Genomic DNA, 16,168 nt, shown 5'->3' on the forward strand with positions numbered 1-16,168 from the left:
TCAAGATCCCCGTCCGAGGGTTCGGACACCCTCAGTATAGCACCTTACTGGAAGCATGTACTTGGTCAAAATCTGTGCCCAAAAAGCCCTTCGCCAAATCGCTTCGCTTTTGTATAGCGGAAAAAGTGCCCATTCCGTCGGTCAAGGCACAAGTTTGGAAGTAGCTATCAGACCTTGAAGTAAAGGTTGCGCGCTTGTTCCCCCCAAGGGCTTCAGAGGCCATGAATAAGAACTTTCTCATGGAGGCCGATATAATCCCCCCATGCGCAGAAGGTCATATCCAAAACTTCTGGAGCAATTTCTGGAAAGCGAGGCCAAGGGCGGGTTTATCCTCTTTTTTGCCGCCCTCTTGGCCTTCTTCCTGGCCAACTCTCCCTTGGCGGAGGCCTACTTTGGCCTGCGGGAGGTTCCCGTGGGCCTGAGGGTGGGGGGGGTTGCCCTGGAGAAGCCCCTTCTCCTTTGGGTGAACGACCTCCTCATGGCCCTCTTCTTCCTCCTGGTGGGGCTGGAGCTCAAGCGGGAGGTGCTTTCCGGCGAACTCAAGGAGCCCCGCCGTGCCGGGCTGGCCGTGGCCGCGGCCCTGGGGGGTATGGCCTTTCCCGCCCTCATCTACCTGATGCTGAACCCCTCACCCCCTGAGTCCCGGGGCTGGGGGGTGCCCATGGCCACGGACATCGCCTTCGCCCTGGGGGTATTGGCCCTGGTACCCGGGGTGCCCCTGGGCCTCAGGCTTTTCCTCACAGCCTTGGCCATCGTGGACGACCTGGGGGCGGTTCTGGTCATTGCCCTCTTCTACACGGGGGGCCTCGAGGGCCTTCCCCTGGCCCTGGCGGCCCTTACTCTGGGGGCGGCCTTCCTCCTCAACCGCTTGGGCGTTCGCCGCCTGGCCCCTTACCTCCTCCTGGGGCTTCCCCTCTGGTACTTCGTGCTGAAGTCGGGGCTTCACGCCACCCTGGCGGGGGTTCTCCTGGCCCTGGCCATCCCTTTGCGCCGGGCCCGGCCCTTCCGGGGGGCCACGGAAGCGGAGGAGCCCGAGGCCCTGGAGGGGGAGCTGGAGGCCTTGGAGGAGGAGGTGGAGGAGGCCCAAAGCCCCCTGCACCGCCTGGAGCACGCCCTGCACCCCTGGGTGGCCTATGGGGTGTTGCCGGTGTTCGCCTTCTTCAACGCCGGGGTGGCCCTGGGGGGCCTCGAGGTGGGCGCGGTGAGCCTGGGCATCGCCCTGGGCCTCCTGCTGGGCAAGCCCCTGGGGGTCTTGGCCTTTTCCTGGCTGGCCCTGCGCCTGGGCCTCGGGGTTTTGCCCGAAGGGGTGGGGCTTGGGGCCATCCTGGGGGTCGGCTTCCTGGCGGGCATTGGCTTCACCATGGCCCTTTTCATCGCCGGACTGGCCTTTTCGGGGGCTATGCTGGACCAGGCCAAGGTAGGGGTCCTGGGGGCCTCCTTGGTGGCCGGGGCCCTAGGCTTCCTCTTGGTCCGCACCGCCCTTGACAGGCGGGGGGCCTAGGCGGAGGATGAGGGGCGTGGTCGGCGTCCTGGCCTTGCAAGGGGATTTTCGTGAGCACAAGGAAGCCCTAAAACGGCTTGGGGTGGAGGCCAAGGAGGTGCGCAAGCCCGAGCACCTGGAGGGCCTGAAGGCCCTCATCGTGCCCGGGGGCGAGTCCACCACCATCGGCAAGCTGGCGCGGGAGTATGGCCTCGAGGAGGCCGTGCGGCAACGGGTGGCCGAGGGAAGCCTGGCGGTCTTCGGCACCTGCGCCGGGGCCATCTGGCTTTCCCGCGAGATCCTCGGCTATCCCGAGCAACCCCGCCTGGGGGTCCTGGACGCCACCGTGGAGCGCAACGCCTTTGGCCGCCAGGTGGAGAGCTTTGAGGAGGACCTGATGGTGAAGGGCCTGGGCCCCTTCCACGGGGTCTTCATCCGGGCTCCGGTCTTCCGCCGCCTGGGGGAGGGGGTGGAGGTCCTGGCCGAGCTCTCGGGCCTGCCCGTGCTGGTGCGCCAGGGCAAGGTGCTGGCCAGCAGCTTCCACCCCGAGCTCACCCAGGACCCCCGCCTCCACCGCTACTTCCTGGAGATGGCGGGGCTTTAGCGCCTCATTTTCCGTACACCAGGCTGGGGAGCCAGGTGGCCAGGCCCGGGAAGAGCATGACCAGAATCAGCCCCGTGAGCTGAAGGAGCAGGAAGGGGATGGCCGCCCGGTAGATGGTGCCCATGGGGATCTGGGGCGCCACCCCCCGCACGTAGAAGAGGGCATACCCAAAGGGCGGGGAGAGGAAGGACATCTGCATGTTGACCAGGTAGAGGACCCCAAACCACAGGGGGTCAAAGCCCAGGTCGCGGATGATGGGCACAAAGACCGGGACCGCCAGAAGGAGGATGCCCACCCAGTCCAGGAACATCCCCAGGATGATGAGGATGACCTGCATCAGGATGAGGATGCCCCACGGGGAGAGCCCCGTGCTCAGCAGGAGCTCGCTGATGTACCGGTCCCCTCCCTGGGCCACGTAAAAGGCCACGAAGGCGTTGGCCCCGAAGATGATCCACAGGACCATGGCCGTGGCCTTGGCGGTCTGCTCCAGGGCCAGGCGCAGGTTCTGCAGGGTGAGCTTCCGGTGCAGGGCCGCTACCAGCATGGCCCCGAAGGCCCCCACCGCCGCCGCCTCCGTAGGGGCGGCCAGGCCCAGGAAGATGGTCCCCAGGACCAGGAAGATGAGGAGCAAAGGGGCCCAGATGGCCCTCAGGGAGCGCCAGCGCTCCGCCCAGCTGGGCGCTTCCTCCAGGGGAATCCGGGGGGCGCTCTTGGGGTTCAGCAGGGCGTAGACCACGGAGAAGAGCATGTAAAGCCCCGAGAGCAACAGGCCGGGGAGCACCGAGCCCAGGTAAAGCTCCCCCACGGACTGGTTGGCCACCAGCCCGTAGATGATGGCCAGGACGCTGGGGGGGATGAGGATGCCCAGGGTCCCCCCGGCCATCACCGTGCCCGCCGCCAGCACCGGGCTGTAGCCGCGGCGGAGCATGGCGGGGAGGGCCACCAAGGCCATGGTGACCACCGCCGCCCCAATCACCCCCACCATGGCCGCCAAGACCGTGGAGGCCGCCACCGTGGCCACGGCCAGCCCCCCCGGCACCCGCCCCAGCCACTTGTAGGCCACGTCAAAGATCTCCTCAATGAGCCCAGACTTCTCCAGCATGGAGGCCATGAAGATGAAAAGGGGGATGGCCGCCAGGAGGTACTGGGTCATGTTGTTCCACATGCGCTGGGGCACCAGGGCCAGGGCGTCCGGGCTCCAGAGCCAGGCGATGAAGCCCACGGCCACCCCCCCCACCAGGAAGGCCAGGGGGTAGCCGGTGAGGAGAAGGAGGAAGAGGCTGCCGAACATCAGCCAGGTGAGGGTCTCAATGGGCACGGTCTTCCTCCTTTCCCAAGAGCACCAAAATCTCCCGCACCACGTTGGCCAGCCCCTGGAGCAAGAGGAGAAGGGCCCCTAGGGGGATAGCCAGCTTGAAGGGGTAGATGGGGATGGCCTGGTTGGCCAGGGAGAACTCCCGGTTCTGCCAGGAGGCCAGGAAGAACTTCCAGCCGTAGACCAAGAGGGTGCCGGCAAAGAGGGCCAGAAAGAGGAAGCCCACCAGGTTCACCACCGCCTGGCCCTTGCGGGGGAGGCGGGCGTAAAAGACGTCCACCCCCACGTGGGCCCGTTCCTTCAGGGCATAGGCCCCGGTGAGGACGTAGAGGAGGCCGAAGAGCAGGGTGGAGACCTCGTGGGCCCACTGGGTGGGGGCATTGAAGAAGTAGCGCCGCACCACCTCCACCGTGAGGATGAGCACTGCCGCCAGGGTGAGCCAGGCGGCCAGCCGGCCGGACCAGAGGCTGAGGGCTTCCACGAAGCCCATGAGGCGGAGGAGGGCTTTGGCCACGGCGTTCCTTTAGAGGCTCTGCCCACGGAGGTCGGCGTCGGTCACATAGCCCAGGGCCTTCATGTACTCCAGCTGGCTGGCGAAGGCCTCACGGGCGTACTTGTCCTGCTTGGCCCACTTGAACCAGATGGGAATGGCCACCCGCCGGAACTTGCGCACGTCCACCGTGGTGAGGCGGATGATCTGCACCCCGGCCGCCTTGTACTTGGGCCAGGTCTCCAGGTTGGCCTTCTGGATGCCGGCGTAGTGGAGCCAGCTCCAGTCGTGCACCGCCGCCTCAAACCGCTCCTGCAGGTTTTTGGGCAGGGCCCGCCAGCGGGAGAGGTTGAGGGTGATGTCCGCCAGGTCCACGGGCTGGTGGATGCAGGGGGTCTCCGGGGGCCCCAGGATGATGTACTTGGTCACCTGGTGGAAGCCCAGGTTGTAGTTCACCGCCGGGCCCACGAAGTCGGCGGCGTCAATCACCCCGCGTTCCAGGGCGGGGTAGACCTCTCCCCCAGGGAGGAGGACGGTGGCCGCTCCGGCGGCGGCGAAGATCTCCGCGATCATCCCCCCGGGCACCCGGAGCTTCACCCCCTTGAAGTCCTCAAAGCTCTTGATGGGCTTCTTGGAGTGGATGAGGTTGTAGTCGTGCTGAACCGGGCCCACGTAGAAAAGCCCCTGCTCCTCAAAGGCCTTGCGGGCGATGTCCAGCCCCCCCAGGGCGTAGTACCAGGTCTCCCACTGGTCGGGCCGGTCCAGGCCCAGGGGGTAGGAGGAGAGGAAGGCGGTGACGGGCATCCGCCCTGCCCAGTAGAGGGTGAAGGGATGCATCCCGTCCAGGACCCCGGTCTTCACCGCGTCAAACATGTCAAAGGTGCCCACCACCGCCCCGGCGGGGAAGGTCTGGATCTCAATCTGCCCGTCGGTGAGCTCCTTGACCCGCTCGGCAAACTTCTGGAAGAGGCTGTAGCCCACGGTGCCGGCGTCCCAGGCGGACTGGATGCGCCAGCGGAACCGGGGGGCCTGGGCGATGGCCAGGGGGCTGAAGGCGGCGCTGGCGGCCACACCTGCCGCGGCCTTGCGGATAAAGCTTCTCCGGGTCTCCTTCATGTCTACCTCCTGTGGGCAAGGGGCAGGGGGACAACCCAGGGCGTGCAAGGTGAGGTTTTCCTGACGGGCCTATGAGAACACGGGAGGCCTCCTCTTGTCAAGACCTCCCCGCGGCGTTCCGGCATGGCGAACGCAAGAGGACCCCCGCCGGGCGGGGGCCCTAGGGGCAAAGGGGGTTTAGGGGCGCATCCGGGTGTACATGCGTGGGAAGGGGATGGCCTCCCGCACGTGGCTTAGGCCGCATATCCAGGCCACGGTGCGCTCCAGGCCCAGGCCGAAGCCCGCGTGGGGGACGCTGCCGAAGCGGCGCAGGTCCAGGTACCAGCCGTAGACCTCCTCGGGGAGGCCGAACTCCCGGATCTTGCGCCTCAGAAGCTCCAGGTCGTGGATGCGCTGGCTACCCCCGATGATCTCCCCGTAGCCCTCGGGGGCCAGAAGATCGTCGTTGAGGACGAGCTCGGGGTCCGAGGGGTCGGGCTCCATGTAGAAGGCCTTGATGCGGGCGGGGTAGCGCTCCACGAAGACCGGGCGGTCAAACTGCCGGCTTAGGGCCGCCTCGTGGGGGGCGCCGAAGTCCTCCCCGTAGGGGAGGGGGGGCACTTCGGGGTCCTCCTGGCTCAAGCGGTTGACCAGGGCCACGGCCTCCTTGTAGGTGAGGCGAGGGTAGTTCCCCTGGGCCGCGGGCTCCAGGGCCCTGGGGTCCCGCTCCAGCATTTCCAGCTCCTTGGCGCGCCTTTCCAGCACCCGGCCCACCAGGTAGCGCACCAGCTCCTCCTGGAGGGCCATGTTCTCCTCGTGGGTCATGAAGGCCACCTCGGGCTCCACCATCCAGAACTCCAGGAGGTGGCGCCGGGTCTTGCTCCTTTCTGCGCGGAAGGTGGGGCCAAAGGTGTAGACCTTGCCGTAGGCCAGGGCTCCGGCCTCGGCGTAGAGCTGGCCCGACTGGGAGAGGTAGGCCTTTTCCCCGTCAAAGAGGTCCACCTCAAAGAGGTCGGTGGTGCCCTCCACCGCGCTGGGGGTCAGGATGGGGGCGTCAAAGCGGAGGAAGCCCCGTTCGGCGAAGAAGTCGTGGATGCCCCGCTCAATCTCGTCCCGGATGCGCATGACCGCGAAGGGGCGGCGGTGGCGGAGCCACAGGTGGCGGTGGTCCATGAGGAAGTCAATGCCGTGCTCCTTGGGGCCGATGGGGTACTCCCCCTGGGGGAGGCTCACCACCTCGAGGCCCCGCACCAGAAGCTCATAGCCCCCTGGGGCCCGCGCATCCTGGCGCACCAGCCCCCACACCCTGAGGGCGGTTTCCTGGGGCAGGTGATCCGCCTGCTGGAAGGTTTCCTCGGGGACCTCCCCTTTGAGGACCGTGGCCTGGAGGAAGCCCGTGCCGTCCCGCAGGATGAGGAAGTGGATCTTCCCCTTGGATCGGCGCTGGAAAAGCCAGCCCCGGATCTCCACCTCCTGCTGGGCATACCGGGAGATTTCGTCGATGAAGGCCCGCATACCCTATGGAGTCTACCCCAGGAGGCTCAGGGCCTCGGCCAGGCCGCAGGCGTCCACCGGGGCCACCACCCGGTGGGCGGCCCGCCGCACCGCCAGGGGGGCGTTCCCCATGGCGATGCCCAGGCCCACGGCCCGGAGGACCTCGAGGTCATTCTCCCCATCCCCCACCATGGCGCATTCTTGGAGGTCAAGACCATACTGCGTGGCCACGAAGCGGGCGGCGCTCAGCTTGCTCACCCCCTTGCGGGTGAGGGAGACGAAGCGCACCCCGGGCATCCGGGGGCTTTCCGCCACGTGGGCGCTGAGGCCGGGGGGGAGGGCGTCCAGGAAGGCCCCTAAAGGGGCCTCCGCGCCCGCCAGCACCTGCAGGCGCACCAGGGGGCTTGGAAGCCTAAGGAGGTCGGCCCCTTCGGCCTCCACCCCAAGGAGTACCTGGTGGGCCTTTAGGAGGGGGCTATCCCCCTCCACATAGAACCCACCCTCGGCGGTATAGCCCTCCAGAGGAAGCCCAAGCCGCCGGGCCAGGCGGATGGCCGCTTGGGCCTCCTCCTGGGGGAGGGCCTCCACCCGGAGGGGGGTGGCTGGGGGGGAGTGGGGGTCCTGGCTCAGGGCCAGGACCACGGCCCCCGACTCAAACACGTGCAGGCCTCCTGGGGCAAGCCGCCGGGCGTAGCCCAGGGCCTCGCCCCGCCCCGGTCGTCCGGTGATGAGGCTGAACCGTATCCCCTTGGCCTGGAGGGCCTCTACTGCTGGCCAGACGCAGGGGGGCACCCCTTCCTTCCCCACCAGGGTGCCGTCCACGTCCACGAAGACCAGGCCTACCCTCATAGCTCGCCCGAGTGGACGATGGCCGCTTCCCCCCCCACCTGCACCAGGTAGGGCTCCCCCGTGGGGCTGTACTCCACCCCCACCTCCACTACCCCGGGGTTGCCCAGGCGATGGCCTTGGTAGATGGTGAGCTGCACCCTGCCCTCCCGCTTGGGCACCACCCCCGCCCGGGCCAGGAGGGCCCCCAGGGCGGCGTTGGCCGAGCCCGTCACCGGGTCCTCGGGGATGCCCAGGAGGGGGGCGAAGTCCCGGGCGTAGAAGCTCCGGGGGCCCATGGGGGCATAGGCGTGCACCGTGGCCACCTCCAGCCGGCGGGAAAGCTCCGCCAGCAGGGCCATGTCCGGCTCCAAGGCGTCCACCACCCCTGGGGCGATGAGGGGCACGAAGAGGCTCCAGAGCCCGGTGTAGGCGATGCCGTAGGGAAGGCCGCGGTGGAGGTAGCGCTCGTCGGCCCCCAGGGCCTCGAGGACCTCCTTGAGGGCGTGGTAGGGGGGCAGGTCGCGGAAGCGGGGGGCCGGTCCCCGCACCCAGGCCTTCTTGGGCACCCCCTCCTCGTAGAGGATTTCCACGGGCAGGGCCTCGGTGGGGGTGTGCAGGATGATCCGCTTCGTCCCCTCGGGGGCCAGGCCCAGCCGGACCAGGGCCAGGCCCAGGGCCACGGCGGCGTGGCCGGAGAACTCCACCTCGCCCCCCGGGGTGAAGAAGCGCACGGCGAAGACGTGGCCCTGACGTTCGGTGACGAAGGCGGTCTCGGGTTCCGCCAGCCTGCGGGCCAGGCCCTGCATCTCCTCCCGCCCCATCCCCCGGGCGTCCAGGACCAGGGCCACCCGGTTGCCTGCCCCGGGGGTGGGGGCAAAGGCATCCACAATCACGTAGGGGATCCTAGCCATGGGGAATCACCATGAGGCCCAGCTCCCGAAGCTGTTCTTCAGAGACCGGGCTGGGGGCCCCGGTGAGGGGGTCCTTGCCCTCCTTGTTCTTGGGGAAGGCGATGACCTCGCGGATGGAGGCACTTCCGGTCATGAGGGCCAGGAGCCGGTCCAACCCCCAGGCGATGCCCCCGTGGGGCGGGGCTCCGTACTGCAGGGCCTCCAGGAAGAACCCGAACTTTTCCCGCTGCTCCTCTTCCCCGATGCCCAGGAGGTGGAACATCCTGGCCTGGAGGGCGGGGTCGTGGATGCGTATGGAACCGCCCCCCACCTCTACGCCGTTCAGCACCAGGTCGTAGGCCAGGGCCCGCACCCGCCCGGGGTCGCTGTCCAGGAGGGGAAGGTCCTCGGGGTGGGGGCTGGTGAAGGGGTGGTGCATGTAGGTCCAGCCTCCCCGCTCCGCGTCCCACTCCAAGAGGGGGAAGTCCACCACCCAAAGGAAGTGGAAGCCCTGGCGGGGAAGGGAGAGCTCCTCGGCCAGGCGCAGGCGCACCTCTCCCAAGGCCTCGGCCACCACCCGGAAGGGGCCGGCGGCGAAGAGGAGGGTGTCCCCGGGCCGGGCCCCCGTGGCCTCCAGCAGGGCCTGTCGCACGGGCTCCAGGAACCTGGCTACCCCGCCGGAGAACCCCTCGGCCTCCACCCGGGCGAAGGCCAGTCCCCCCGCCCCGCGGCGCTTGGCCACCTCCTCCAGCTCGGCGATCTCCTTTCGGGAAAGGGCCTTGGGCACGGCCAGGGCCTTCACCCGCTCCGCGGTGCGGAAGATGGCGAACTCGCTTTCTCGGAAGAGGAAGCCCACCTCCTTGAGCTCCAGGCCGAAGCGGAGGTCAGGCTTGTCGGAGCCAAAGCGCTCCATGGCCTCCTGGTAGCTGAGCCGGGGAAAGGGGAGGGTGAGCTCCAGGCCCAGGGCCTCCCGGAAGACGTGGGCCATGAGGCGCTCGTTGAGGGCCAGGATGTCCTCCACCTCCACGAAGCTCATCTCCAGGTCCAGCTGGGTGAAGTCGGGCTGGCGGTCGGCCCGGAGGTCCTCATCGCGGAAGCAGCGGGCGATCTGGAAGTAGCGGTCAAACCCCGCCACCATGAGCATCTGCTTGAAGAGCTGGGGGGACTGGGGCAGGGCGTAGAAGAGGCCGGGTTGCTGGCGGTAGGGCACCAGGAAGTCCCGGGCCCCTTCCGGGGTGCTCTTGGTCAGGAAGGGGGTCTCCACCTGGATGAACCCCTCCCGGTCCAGGTAGTCCCAGATGGCCTTGATCACCCGGTGGCGCAGGCGCAGGTTCTCCTGCATCCTCCGGCGGCGCAGGTCCAGGTAGCGGTACTTAAGCCGCAGGTCCTCGGCCGCCTCCCGCTCCTCCTCCCCCCGCCAGCCCGCGTCCAGGGGAAAGGGGGGTGTCTTGGCCTCGGCCAGGACCTCCAGGGCCTTGAGCTCCACCTCCACCCTGCCCGTGGCCAGCCTGGGGTTGGGCTCGGGGCGAAGGCGCACGGTACCCCGCGCCCGCACCACCCATTCCGAGCGCACCCGTTCCGCCTCCTTGTAGGCGGGGCTTTCGGGGTGGACCACCAGCTGGACCAGCCCTTCCCGGTCGCGCAGGTCCAGGAAGATAAGGCCCCCTAGGTCCCGGCGGCGGTTCACCCAGCCCTCGAGGACCACCTCCTCTCCCACATGGGCTTCCCTAAGGCTTCCGGCGTAGTGGGTGCGGCGCATAATCCCTTAAAGCTTACCGGATTCTCACGCCAAGGCAGAAAGGAGGAAGCCCAGGGCCTCGGCCTGGGGCAGGCGCACCTGCTCCCCGGTGGCCAGGCGCTTGAGGGTGACCTCTTCCGTTCTGAGCTCGTCCTCTCCCAAGAAGCCCGCGAAGGCGGCTCCCCGCTTCAAGGCCTCCTCCACCCCCTTCCCCGGCTTCTTGGGGGTGAGGGCGTATTCCACCCGCAGGCGGGGCCGAAGGCGTTCGGCCAGGTAAAAGGCCGCCTCCACCGCTTCCTCCGCCAGGGGGATGAGGTAGAGGTCAGGACCCCTTTCCTCGGAAAGACCGTACCCTTCCGCCTCCAGGGCCAGGGCCACCCGCTCCACCCCGAAGGCGAAGCCCACCCCCGGCACCCGGGGCCCCCCCAGGAGCTCGGAAAGCCCGTCGTACCGGCCACCGCCCCCCAGGGCAGACTGGGCCCCAATCTCCGCGTGGTGCACCTCAAAGGCGGTGCGCACGTAGTAGTCCAGGCCCCGCACCAGGGCAGGCTCCAGCTCGTAGGGGATGGAAAGCCGCCCCAGGTGCCGCTCCACCGCCTTGAGGTGGGCCCGCGCCTCCTCCCCCAGGAAGTCCAGCATGGGCCGCACCCCAAGCTCCTGCAAAAGGGCCTGGTCCTTCTCGCTTTTGGAGTCCAGGATGCGCATGGGGTTCAGCTCTAGCCGCTCCTTGGAATCCTCGGACAGGGCCTCCCGGTGGGGGGAGAGGAGTTCGCGCAGGTAGGCGTTGTAGCGGGCCCGGTCCTCGGGGTCGCCCACGGAGGAAAGCTTGACCACCAGCCGCCTCAGGCCCAGCTCCTTCAGGCTTTCGTAGAGGAGGGCGATGGCCTCGGCATCCAGGATGGGGCTTTCCGAACCCAGGGCCTCGTAGTTCACCTGGTGGAACTGCCGGTACCTTCCCTTTTGCGGCCTCTCCGCCCGGAACATGGGCCCCGCCATCCAGAGCCGGACCGGCTGGGGCCAGACCTTCATCCCGTGCTCCAGGTAGGCCCGCACCATGGCGGCGGTGCCCTCGGGGCGCAGGGTGAGGGAGCGCCCCCCACGGTCCTGGAAGGTGAACATCTCCTTGCGCACGATGTCGGTGGCGGCCCCCACCCCCTTCTCAAACACCTGGGTCTCCTCAAAGATCGGGGTGATGAGTTCCAGGGCCCCCGCTGCCTCCAGGACGCGGCGGGCGGTGGCCACGATGTGTTGGTGAAGCCTGAGCTCCTTGCCGAAGAGGTCCTTGGTGCCCCGGACGGCCATACCCCCTTACTTTACGGGCAAGAGGGTCCAGGCGGGAGGTGTATACTTGGGCCATGACCGGGAAGGGGAGAGGACGCGCCCTGCTCTACCTCCTCTATGTTCTCCTCACCCTTTCCGCCTCCACCGGGGTGGCCCTGCAACTCTACTTGATGCAGGTGCAAAACCCCGGCCTCCGCGCCGACCTGTGCCAGGCCCCGGGGGGGGAGCGGGAGGTGGACCACTCTCCCCTCTGTGGGTTGCAGGTGGCTCCGGGCCTGCCCCCGGTGGTCCCGCCCAGCCCTCCCCTTCTGCGGGAGGTCCTGGCCCTCCGGCCCCTGGCCCAGCCGGGCCACGGCCCCACCCTTCCCGAGCCCCTCGCCCTGCGGGGCCCTCCTCCTGTCCGGGCTTAAGGCGGTTTTGCGGCCTTAGGTCTTTTGGCGGCAGGAGGTGGTCCTTGCGCGCGGTGGTTTTTACCGAGGATGTGCACCTTTACGCCCTGGTGTACGGGGCGTTGCGGGAAGACGGTTGGCAGGTGGGTTGGAAGGAGGGGCCAGGCCTGGTCCTGGCCGATCTGGAGCATCTGGAGCGGGGGGAGGTGGTCCTCTGGCGCACCCCTTTGGGCCTCAGGGCCTACCACCCCTCCCGCGGGGCTTTCCTGACCCGGGGGGACCGGCCCCGTTCCCTTGCCCAGGGGCTCAGGGGCCGGCCGGGCCTCAGGTTGCGCCCGGGGGAGCAGGAGGTGCTCCTGGCCCTGGGCCGGGGCGTCTTTCCCAGGCCCTCGGCCCTGGGAGAGGTCCTGGGATGGGACCCCGCCAGGGTGCGCTTTTTCCTCAGGGGCCTCCTCAACAAGTTTGGTCTGCCCCTCGAGGCCCTCACCCGGCTAGCCCGGCATCAGGTGCAGGTAGCGGGGCTTCAGGACCACGCGAAGCCCCTGCCCGGCCCGCAGGTGCAGCCTTTCCTGTATGTGCCGGGGCAGGAGGATCTGGAGTTCCAAGGGCCCCCGGAACACCCCGCGGTAGGCCAGGCCCTCGGGGTGTAGGCTTTCCAGGACCCCTTCCAGCACATTCTCCGGGGGCGGGGGGCGTTCGGGGCGGACCACGATGACCTCGGCCGCCCGTACCCCCAGCCACACCCGCTCCCCGGGCCGGGCCCAGGGGGGGAGGGCCAGGCGGAGGCGAACCCCCGCTACCTCCACCCCCTCCGCCAGGGCCTGGGCGGGGAAGAGGTTCTCGTAGCCCAGGAGGCGGGCCACCTCCACCCTGGCGGGGCTGGAGAGCACCTCCGCGGGGAGGCCCTCCTGGAGGATGACCCCCTGGCCCATGACCACCAGCCAGTCGGCCATGCCCGCCAGGAGGGGGTCGTGGCTTACCGCCAGGGCGGGGAGGCCCTCCCGTCGGATCAGGCCCACCAGCTCCCCCAGCACCTGCCCCTTGGTGAGGGGGTCCAGGGCGCTGGTGGGCTCGTCCAGGAGGAGGAGCTCCGGCTCCCGGGCTAGGGCCCGGGCCAGGGCCACCCGTTGCCTCTGCCCGCCCGAAAGCTGGCTGGGACGCTTGTGGGCGTGGGCCTCGAGGCCCACCCGGGCCAGGAGGGCTAAGGCCTTGGCCCGGCGCCCGGGGCCCTTTAGGGGGAAGGCCACGTTTTCCCAGGCCGTCATGTGGGGGAAAAGGGCCAGGTCCTGGGGGAGATAGCCCACGGGCCGCCTCTCCGGGGGGAGGCCGCCATAGGGCCTGCCCTCCCCAGGCACCAGGCCGGCCAGGGCCCGGAGAAGGGTGGTCTTGCCCACCCCGCTTTTTCCCAGGAGCACGGTGAAGCCCCGCACCTGGAAGCCCACCTCCAGGCGCACCGGCCACCTTACCCGGTAGTGGACCTCCACGCCCGCCACCTCCTTTCCAGAAGGCGCACCGCCACCAGGATGGCCAGGCTCACCAGCAGGAGGACGAAGGCCGCCCGGGCCGCCTCCGCAAACCGCAGGGCCTGGACCAGGTCGTAGAGGTAGATGCTCACCATCTGGGTCTTGCCGGGGATGGAGCCCCCCACCATGAGGACCACCCCGAACTCCCCCAGGGTGTGGGCGAAGGCCAGGAGCGTGCCAGAAAGGAGCCCCGGCCAGACCAGGGGCAGGATCACGTGCCGCCACACCCTCCACCGGGGAACCCCCAGGGTGCGGGCCACCTCCAAGAGGTTGGGGTCCAGGGCCAAGAAGGCTTCCCGGTAGGCGGTGAGGGTGAAGGGCAGGCTGAAGAGCACGCTGGCCAGGACCAGCCCCTCAAAGCGGAAGGCCCAGGTGAGCCCGGTGATCCTCTGCCAGGGGCCCTCCGGCCCCAGGAAGAGGAGGAGGTAAAACCCCAGGACCGTGGGGGGGAGCACCAGGGGCAGGAGGAGGACGGCCTCCACCAGGGGCTTTCCCGGAAAGCGGTGGAAGGCCAGGCTCCAGGCCAAGGGTATGCCCAGCAAGAGGAGGAAGGAGGAGGCCAGGGAGGCCACCTCCAGGGAAAGCCTTAGGGCGGTCCAGAACTGGGGCTCCGGCATCTACTCCCCGGGTAGGGCGAAGCCATACCGCCGCAGGAGGGTCCGGCCTTCCGGGCTTTCCACCCACCTTTGGAAGGCCAGCACCTCGGGCCGGGCCCGGCCCCGCAGGATCACGTAGGTCTGCTCCAGGGGGAGGTGGCTCCCCGGGGGGGCCAGCCAGTGGTGGCCGGCCTCCGCCAGGCTTCCCTGGAGCACCAGGGGCAGGGCCAGGAGGCCGGCCCCGGTGGCGTTCAGGGCCATCTGGGCGGCGTGGGCGATGTTTTCCCCGTACACGAAGCCGAACTGGGGCTTGCCCCGGCGCAGGGGCTCGGTGTCCCAGTAGGCCTCCACCCCCTGGGTGAGGCGCTCCCAGGGGATCTCCTCCCAGGAGAGGCTGGGGAAGGAGCGGCCTAGAGGCCCGTCGGGCCGGCGCCGCAGGAGGCCGTACCGCTCCAAGAGGGTAATGGCCGCCCGGCCATAGGGGGCGTGGACGGGGTTGGCGATGGCCAGGCGGGTGATGCGGGGGTCTTTGAGGGCCTCGAGGCCCGGCTTCAGGCCCAGCCTCCGGTCCAGCCAGAGGACCACCCGGCCCTGGGCATAGGCCCTGCGGGTACCCGGCTCAGCCAGTCCCCGGGCCTCCAGGAGCCTGGGGTAGAGGCCGTCCGCCGAGAAGAAGAGGTCGGCCTCGAGGCCCTGGGTGAGCTGGGCGTAGAGCCTGCCCGAGGAACCGTAGACCACCACCACCTTCACCCCGGGGTTCTTGGCCTCAAAGGCCCGCACCATCTCCCCCAGGGCGTACTGGAGGTCGCTGGCCGCCGCCACCCGCACCTCGGCCCCGGCCCAGGCCAGGCCGAGGATGGCGGCCCAGAAGGCGATCCAGCCGGGAAGCCTCATGCCTACTCCCTCTGCCCTCAGGGGGGCAACAGCCCTAGGGCAGGGGCATTCTATCACCCCCCGGATGGGGTCCAACCCCTTGCATAAGTTTGCAGCCTTGGGCTATCCTATAAGCCTCATGGCGGGAGACACCCTCACCCGGCCCAAGGACCTGCTGGACTTCTCGGCCTACGGCCGCAAGGAGTTGGAGGCCCTGCTACACCTGGCAGAGCGGCTCAAAGAGGAGCGCTACCGGGGGGAGGACCTTCGGGGCAAGGTCCTGGCCCTCCTCTTTGAGAAGCCCTCCTTACGCACCCGCACCACCCTGGAGGTGGCCATGGTCCACCTGGGAGGCCATGCGGTCTACCTGGACCAGAAGCAGGTGGGCATCGGGGAGCGCGAGCCGGTGCGGGATGTGGCCAAGAACCTGGAGCGCTTCGTGGACGGCATCGCCGCCCGGGTTTTCCGGCACGAGACCGTGGAGGCCCTGGCCCAGCACGCCCGCATCCCCGTGGTCAACGCCCTTTCCGACCGCGCCCACCCCCTGCAAACCCTGGCCGACCTCCTTACCCTGAAGGAGGTCTTCGGGGGACTGGAGGGCCTCGAGGTGGCCTGGGTGGGGGACGGAAACAATGTCCTGGCCTCCTTGCTGGAGGCGGCCCCCCTGGTGGGCCTGAAGGTGCGGGTGGCCACCCCCAAGGGCTACGAGCCGGACCCCGCCTTGGTCAAGCGGGCCGGAGCCTTCCTCACCCACGACCCCAAAGAGGCCGCCTTCCGTGCCCATGCCCTTTACACCGATGTCTGGACCAGCATGGGCCAGGAGGCGGAAAGGGAAAAGCGCCTCAAGGACTTCCGGGGCTTCCAGGTGAACGGGGAGCTCCTGGCCCTCCTCCACCCCCAGGGGATCTTCCTCCACTGCCTCCCCGCCCACTACGGGGAGGAGACTACGGAGGAAGCGGTCCACGGTTCCCAGAGCCGGGTCTTTGACCAGGCAGAAAACCGCCTCCACACCGCCAAAGCCGTCCTCCTCACCCTGCTAAAGTAGGGGTATGGTCCGGCCCTACCGCTTTAGCCTGGAGGAGTTCCTGAGGCTTCCCCTGCCCGAGAGAAGGGTGGAGCTCCTCGAGGGGGAGGTCTACCAGATGGCGCCCATAGGCTCTAGGCACGCCCACCTCTTGGATCTCTGGACACGGGCTTTCGTAAAGGCGCTTTATGGAAAGGCAGGGGTAAGGGTCCAGGGCCCCTTTGTGTTTCCTCCCGACACTTACCTGGAACCCGATTTGCTCCTTTACCGCCTTGGGGACTTCCGCCACCGTTACCCGGGGCCTCAAGATGCCCTTTTGGTCCTGGAGGTGGCCGAAAGCAGTTTGGAATACGACTTCACCAAGAAGGTCCCCCTTTACGCCAAGGCCGGGGTGCCGGAGGTCTGGGTGCAGGACCTCCTGGGGGGGCGGCTTCTCCTTTTCCGCACCCCGGAGGGCGACCACTACCGGGAGCAGATCTGGGTGAAGCCTGGGGAAAGGGTCTCCCCCTTGGCCTTTCCCGAGGTAGAGCTGGAGGTCCCGTGGTAAG

The 16,168-nt window shown here is 68.7% G+C and carries 16 protein-coding genes; 5 read left to right on the forward strand and 11 right to left on the reverse strand.

Annotated elements, in window-relative coordinates:
- The first annotated feature begins 262 nt into the window (after positions 1-262).
- Together nhaA and pdxT are read left to right on the forward strand one after the other, a co-directional pair.
- Entirely contained in the window at positions 263-1,501 is a 1,239-nt protein-coding gene (gene nhaA / locus B128_RS0111315; protein WP_018112385.1) for a Na+/H+ antiporter NhaA, read from the forward strand.
- A gap of 7 nt (positions 1,502-1,508) precedes the next feature.
- Positions 1,509-2,084, forward strand: a complete 576-nt coding sequence (gene pdxT / locus B128_RS0111320) for a pyridoxal 5'-phosphate synthase glutaminase subunit PdxT (protein WP_040683632.1) — start codon at positions 1,509-1,511, stop codon at positions 2,082-2,084.
- 4 nt (positions 2,085-2,088) lie between these two features.
- Here pdxT and B128_RS0111325 read toward each other — a convergent pair whose 3' ends face one another.
- From B128_RS0111325 to hisS, 8 genes are all read right to left on the reverse strand, one after another.
- Positions 2,089-3,402 (reverse strand): TRAP transporter large permease, encoded by a 1,314-nt coding sequence (locus B128_RS0111325; protein WP_018112387.1) that lies wholly within the window; start codon positions 3,400-3,402, stop codon positions 2,089-2,091.
- On the reverse strand, positions 3,392-3,913 hold the full coding sequence (locus tag B128_RS0111330) for a TRAP transporter small permease subunit (protein WP_018112388.1): 522 nt from the start codon (positions 3,911-3,913) through the stop codon (positions 3,392-3,394). The genes B128_RS0111325 and B128_RS0111330 overlap by 11 nt, the downstream gene beginning before the upstream one ends.
- 9 nt (positions 3,914-3,922) lie before the next feature.
- Positions 3,923-5,005: a TRAP transporter substrate-binding protein DctP gene (gene dctP / locus B128_RS0111335; protein WP_018112389.1), complete on the reverse strand. Its 1,083-nt coding sequence runs from the start codon at positions 5,003-5,005 to the stop codon at positions 3,923-3,925.
- A gap of 177 nt (positions 5,006-5,182) precedes the next feature.
- Positions 5,183-6,499: an asparagine--tRNA ligase gene (asnS, locus tag B128_RS0111340; RefSeq protein WP_018112390.1), complete on the reverse strand. Its 1,317-nt coding sequence runs from the start codon at positions 6,497-6,499 to the stop codon at positions 5,183-5,185.
- A 12-nt stretch (positions 6,500-6,511) separates the two neighbouring features.
- The gene (locus tag B128_RS0111345) at positions 6,512-7,327 is read right to left on the reverse strand and encodes an HAD family hydrolase (protein WP_018112391.1); all 816 of its coding nucleotides are present in this window, start codon (positions 7,325-7,327) and stop codon (positions 6,512-6,514) included.
- On the reverse strand, positions 7,324-8,217 hold the full coding sequence (locus B128_RS0111350) for a PhzF family phenazine biosynthesis protein (RefSeq protein ID WP_018112392.1): 894 nt from the start codon (positions 8,215-8,217) through the stop codon (positions 7,324-7,326). Before B128_RS0111350 ends, B128_RS0111345 begins: the two co-directional genes overlap by 4 nt.
- Positions 8,210-9,955, reverse strand: a complete 1,746-nt coding sequence (aspS, locus tag B128_RS0111355) for an aspartate--tRNA ligase (protein ID WP_018112393.1) — start codon at positions 9,953-9,955, stop codon at positions 8,210-8,212. Before aspS ends, B128_RS0111350 begins: the two co-directional genes overlap by 8 nt.
- A gap of 24 nt (positions 9,956-9,979) precedes the next feature.
- Positions 9,980-11,236, reverse strand: a complete 1,257-nt coding sequence (hisS, locus tag B128_RS0111360) for a histidine--tRNA ligase (RefSeq protein ID WP_018112394.1) — start codon at positions 11,234-11,236, stop codon at positions 9,980-9,982.
- A 53-nt stretch (positions 11,237-11,289) separates the two neighbouring features.
- Here hisS and B128_RS0111365 point away from each other — a divergent pair, with 53 nt between their 5' ends.
- Complete coding sequence (locus B128_RS0111365; RefSeq protein WP_018112395.1) at positions 11,290-11,625, forward strand: hypothetical protein; 336 nt, start codon at positions 11,290-11,292, stop codon at positions 11,623-11,625.
- Positions 11,626-12,095: 470 nt separating this feature from the next.
- Here the strand turns inward: B128_RS0111365 and B128_RS0111375 are convergent, their stop codons facing one another.
- From B128_RS0111375 to modA, 3 genes are read right to left on the reverse strand one after another with little or no spacing between them, the layout of a single operon-like run.
- On the reverse strand, positions 12,096-13,097 hold the full coding sequence (locus tag B128_RS0111375) for an ABC transporter ATP-binding protein (RefSeq protein WP_156822430.1): 1,002 nt from the start codon (positions 13,095-13,097) through the stop codon (positions 12,096-12,098).
- Positions 13,067-13,744: a molybdate ABC transporter permease subunit gene (modB, locus tag B128_RS0111380; protein ID WP_018112397.1), complete on the reverse strand. Its 678-nt coding sequence runs from the start codon at positions 13,742-13,744 to the stop codon at positions 13,067-13,069. The genes B128_RS0111375 and modB overlap by 31 nt, the downstream gene beginning before the upstream one ends.
- Positions 13,745-14,617 (reverse strand): molybdate ABC transporter substrate-binding protein, encoded by an 873-nt coding sequence (gene modA / locus B128_RS0111385; protein ID WP_018112398.1) that lies wholly within the window; start codon positions 14,615-14,617, stop codon positions 13,745-13,747.
- Positions 14,618-14,735: 118 nt separating this feature from the next.
- Here modA and argF point away from each other — a divergent pair, with 118 nt between their 5' ends.
- Together argF and B128_RS0111395 are read left to right on the forward strand one after the other, a co-directional pair.
- Positions 14,736-15,641 (forward strand): ornithine carbamoyltransferase, encoded by a 906-nt coding sequence (gene argF, locus B128_RS0111390; protein ID WP_018112399.1) that lies wholly within the window; start codon positions 14,736-14,738, stop codon positions 15,639-15,641.
- A gap of 4 nt (positions 15,642-15,645) precedes the next feature.
- Entirely contained in the window at positions 15,646-16,167 is a 522-nt protein-coding gene (locus B128_RS0111395) for a Uma2 family endonuclease (protein ID WP_018112400.1), read from the forward strand.
- The last annotated feature ends 1 nt before the right edge of the window (position 16,168 follow it).

This window comes from Thermus igniterrae ATCC 700962, assembly GCF_000376265.1.
Lineage (GTDB): Bacteria > Deinococcota > Deinococci > Deinococcales > Thermaceae > Thermus > Thermus igniterrae.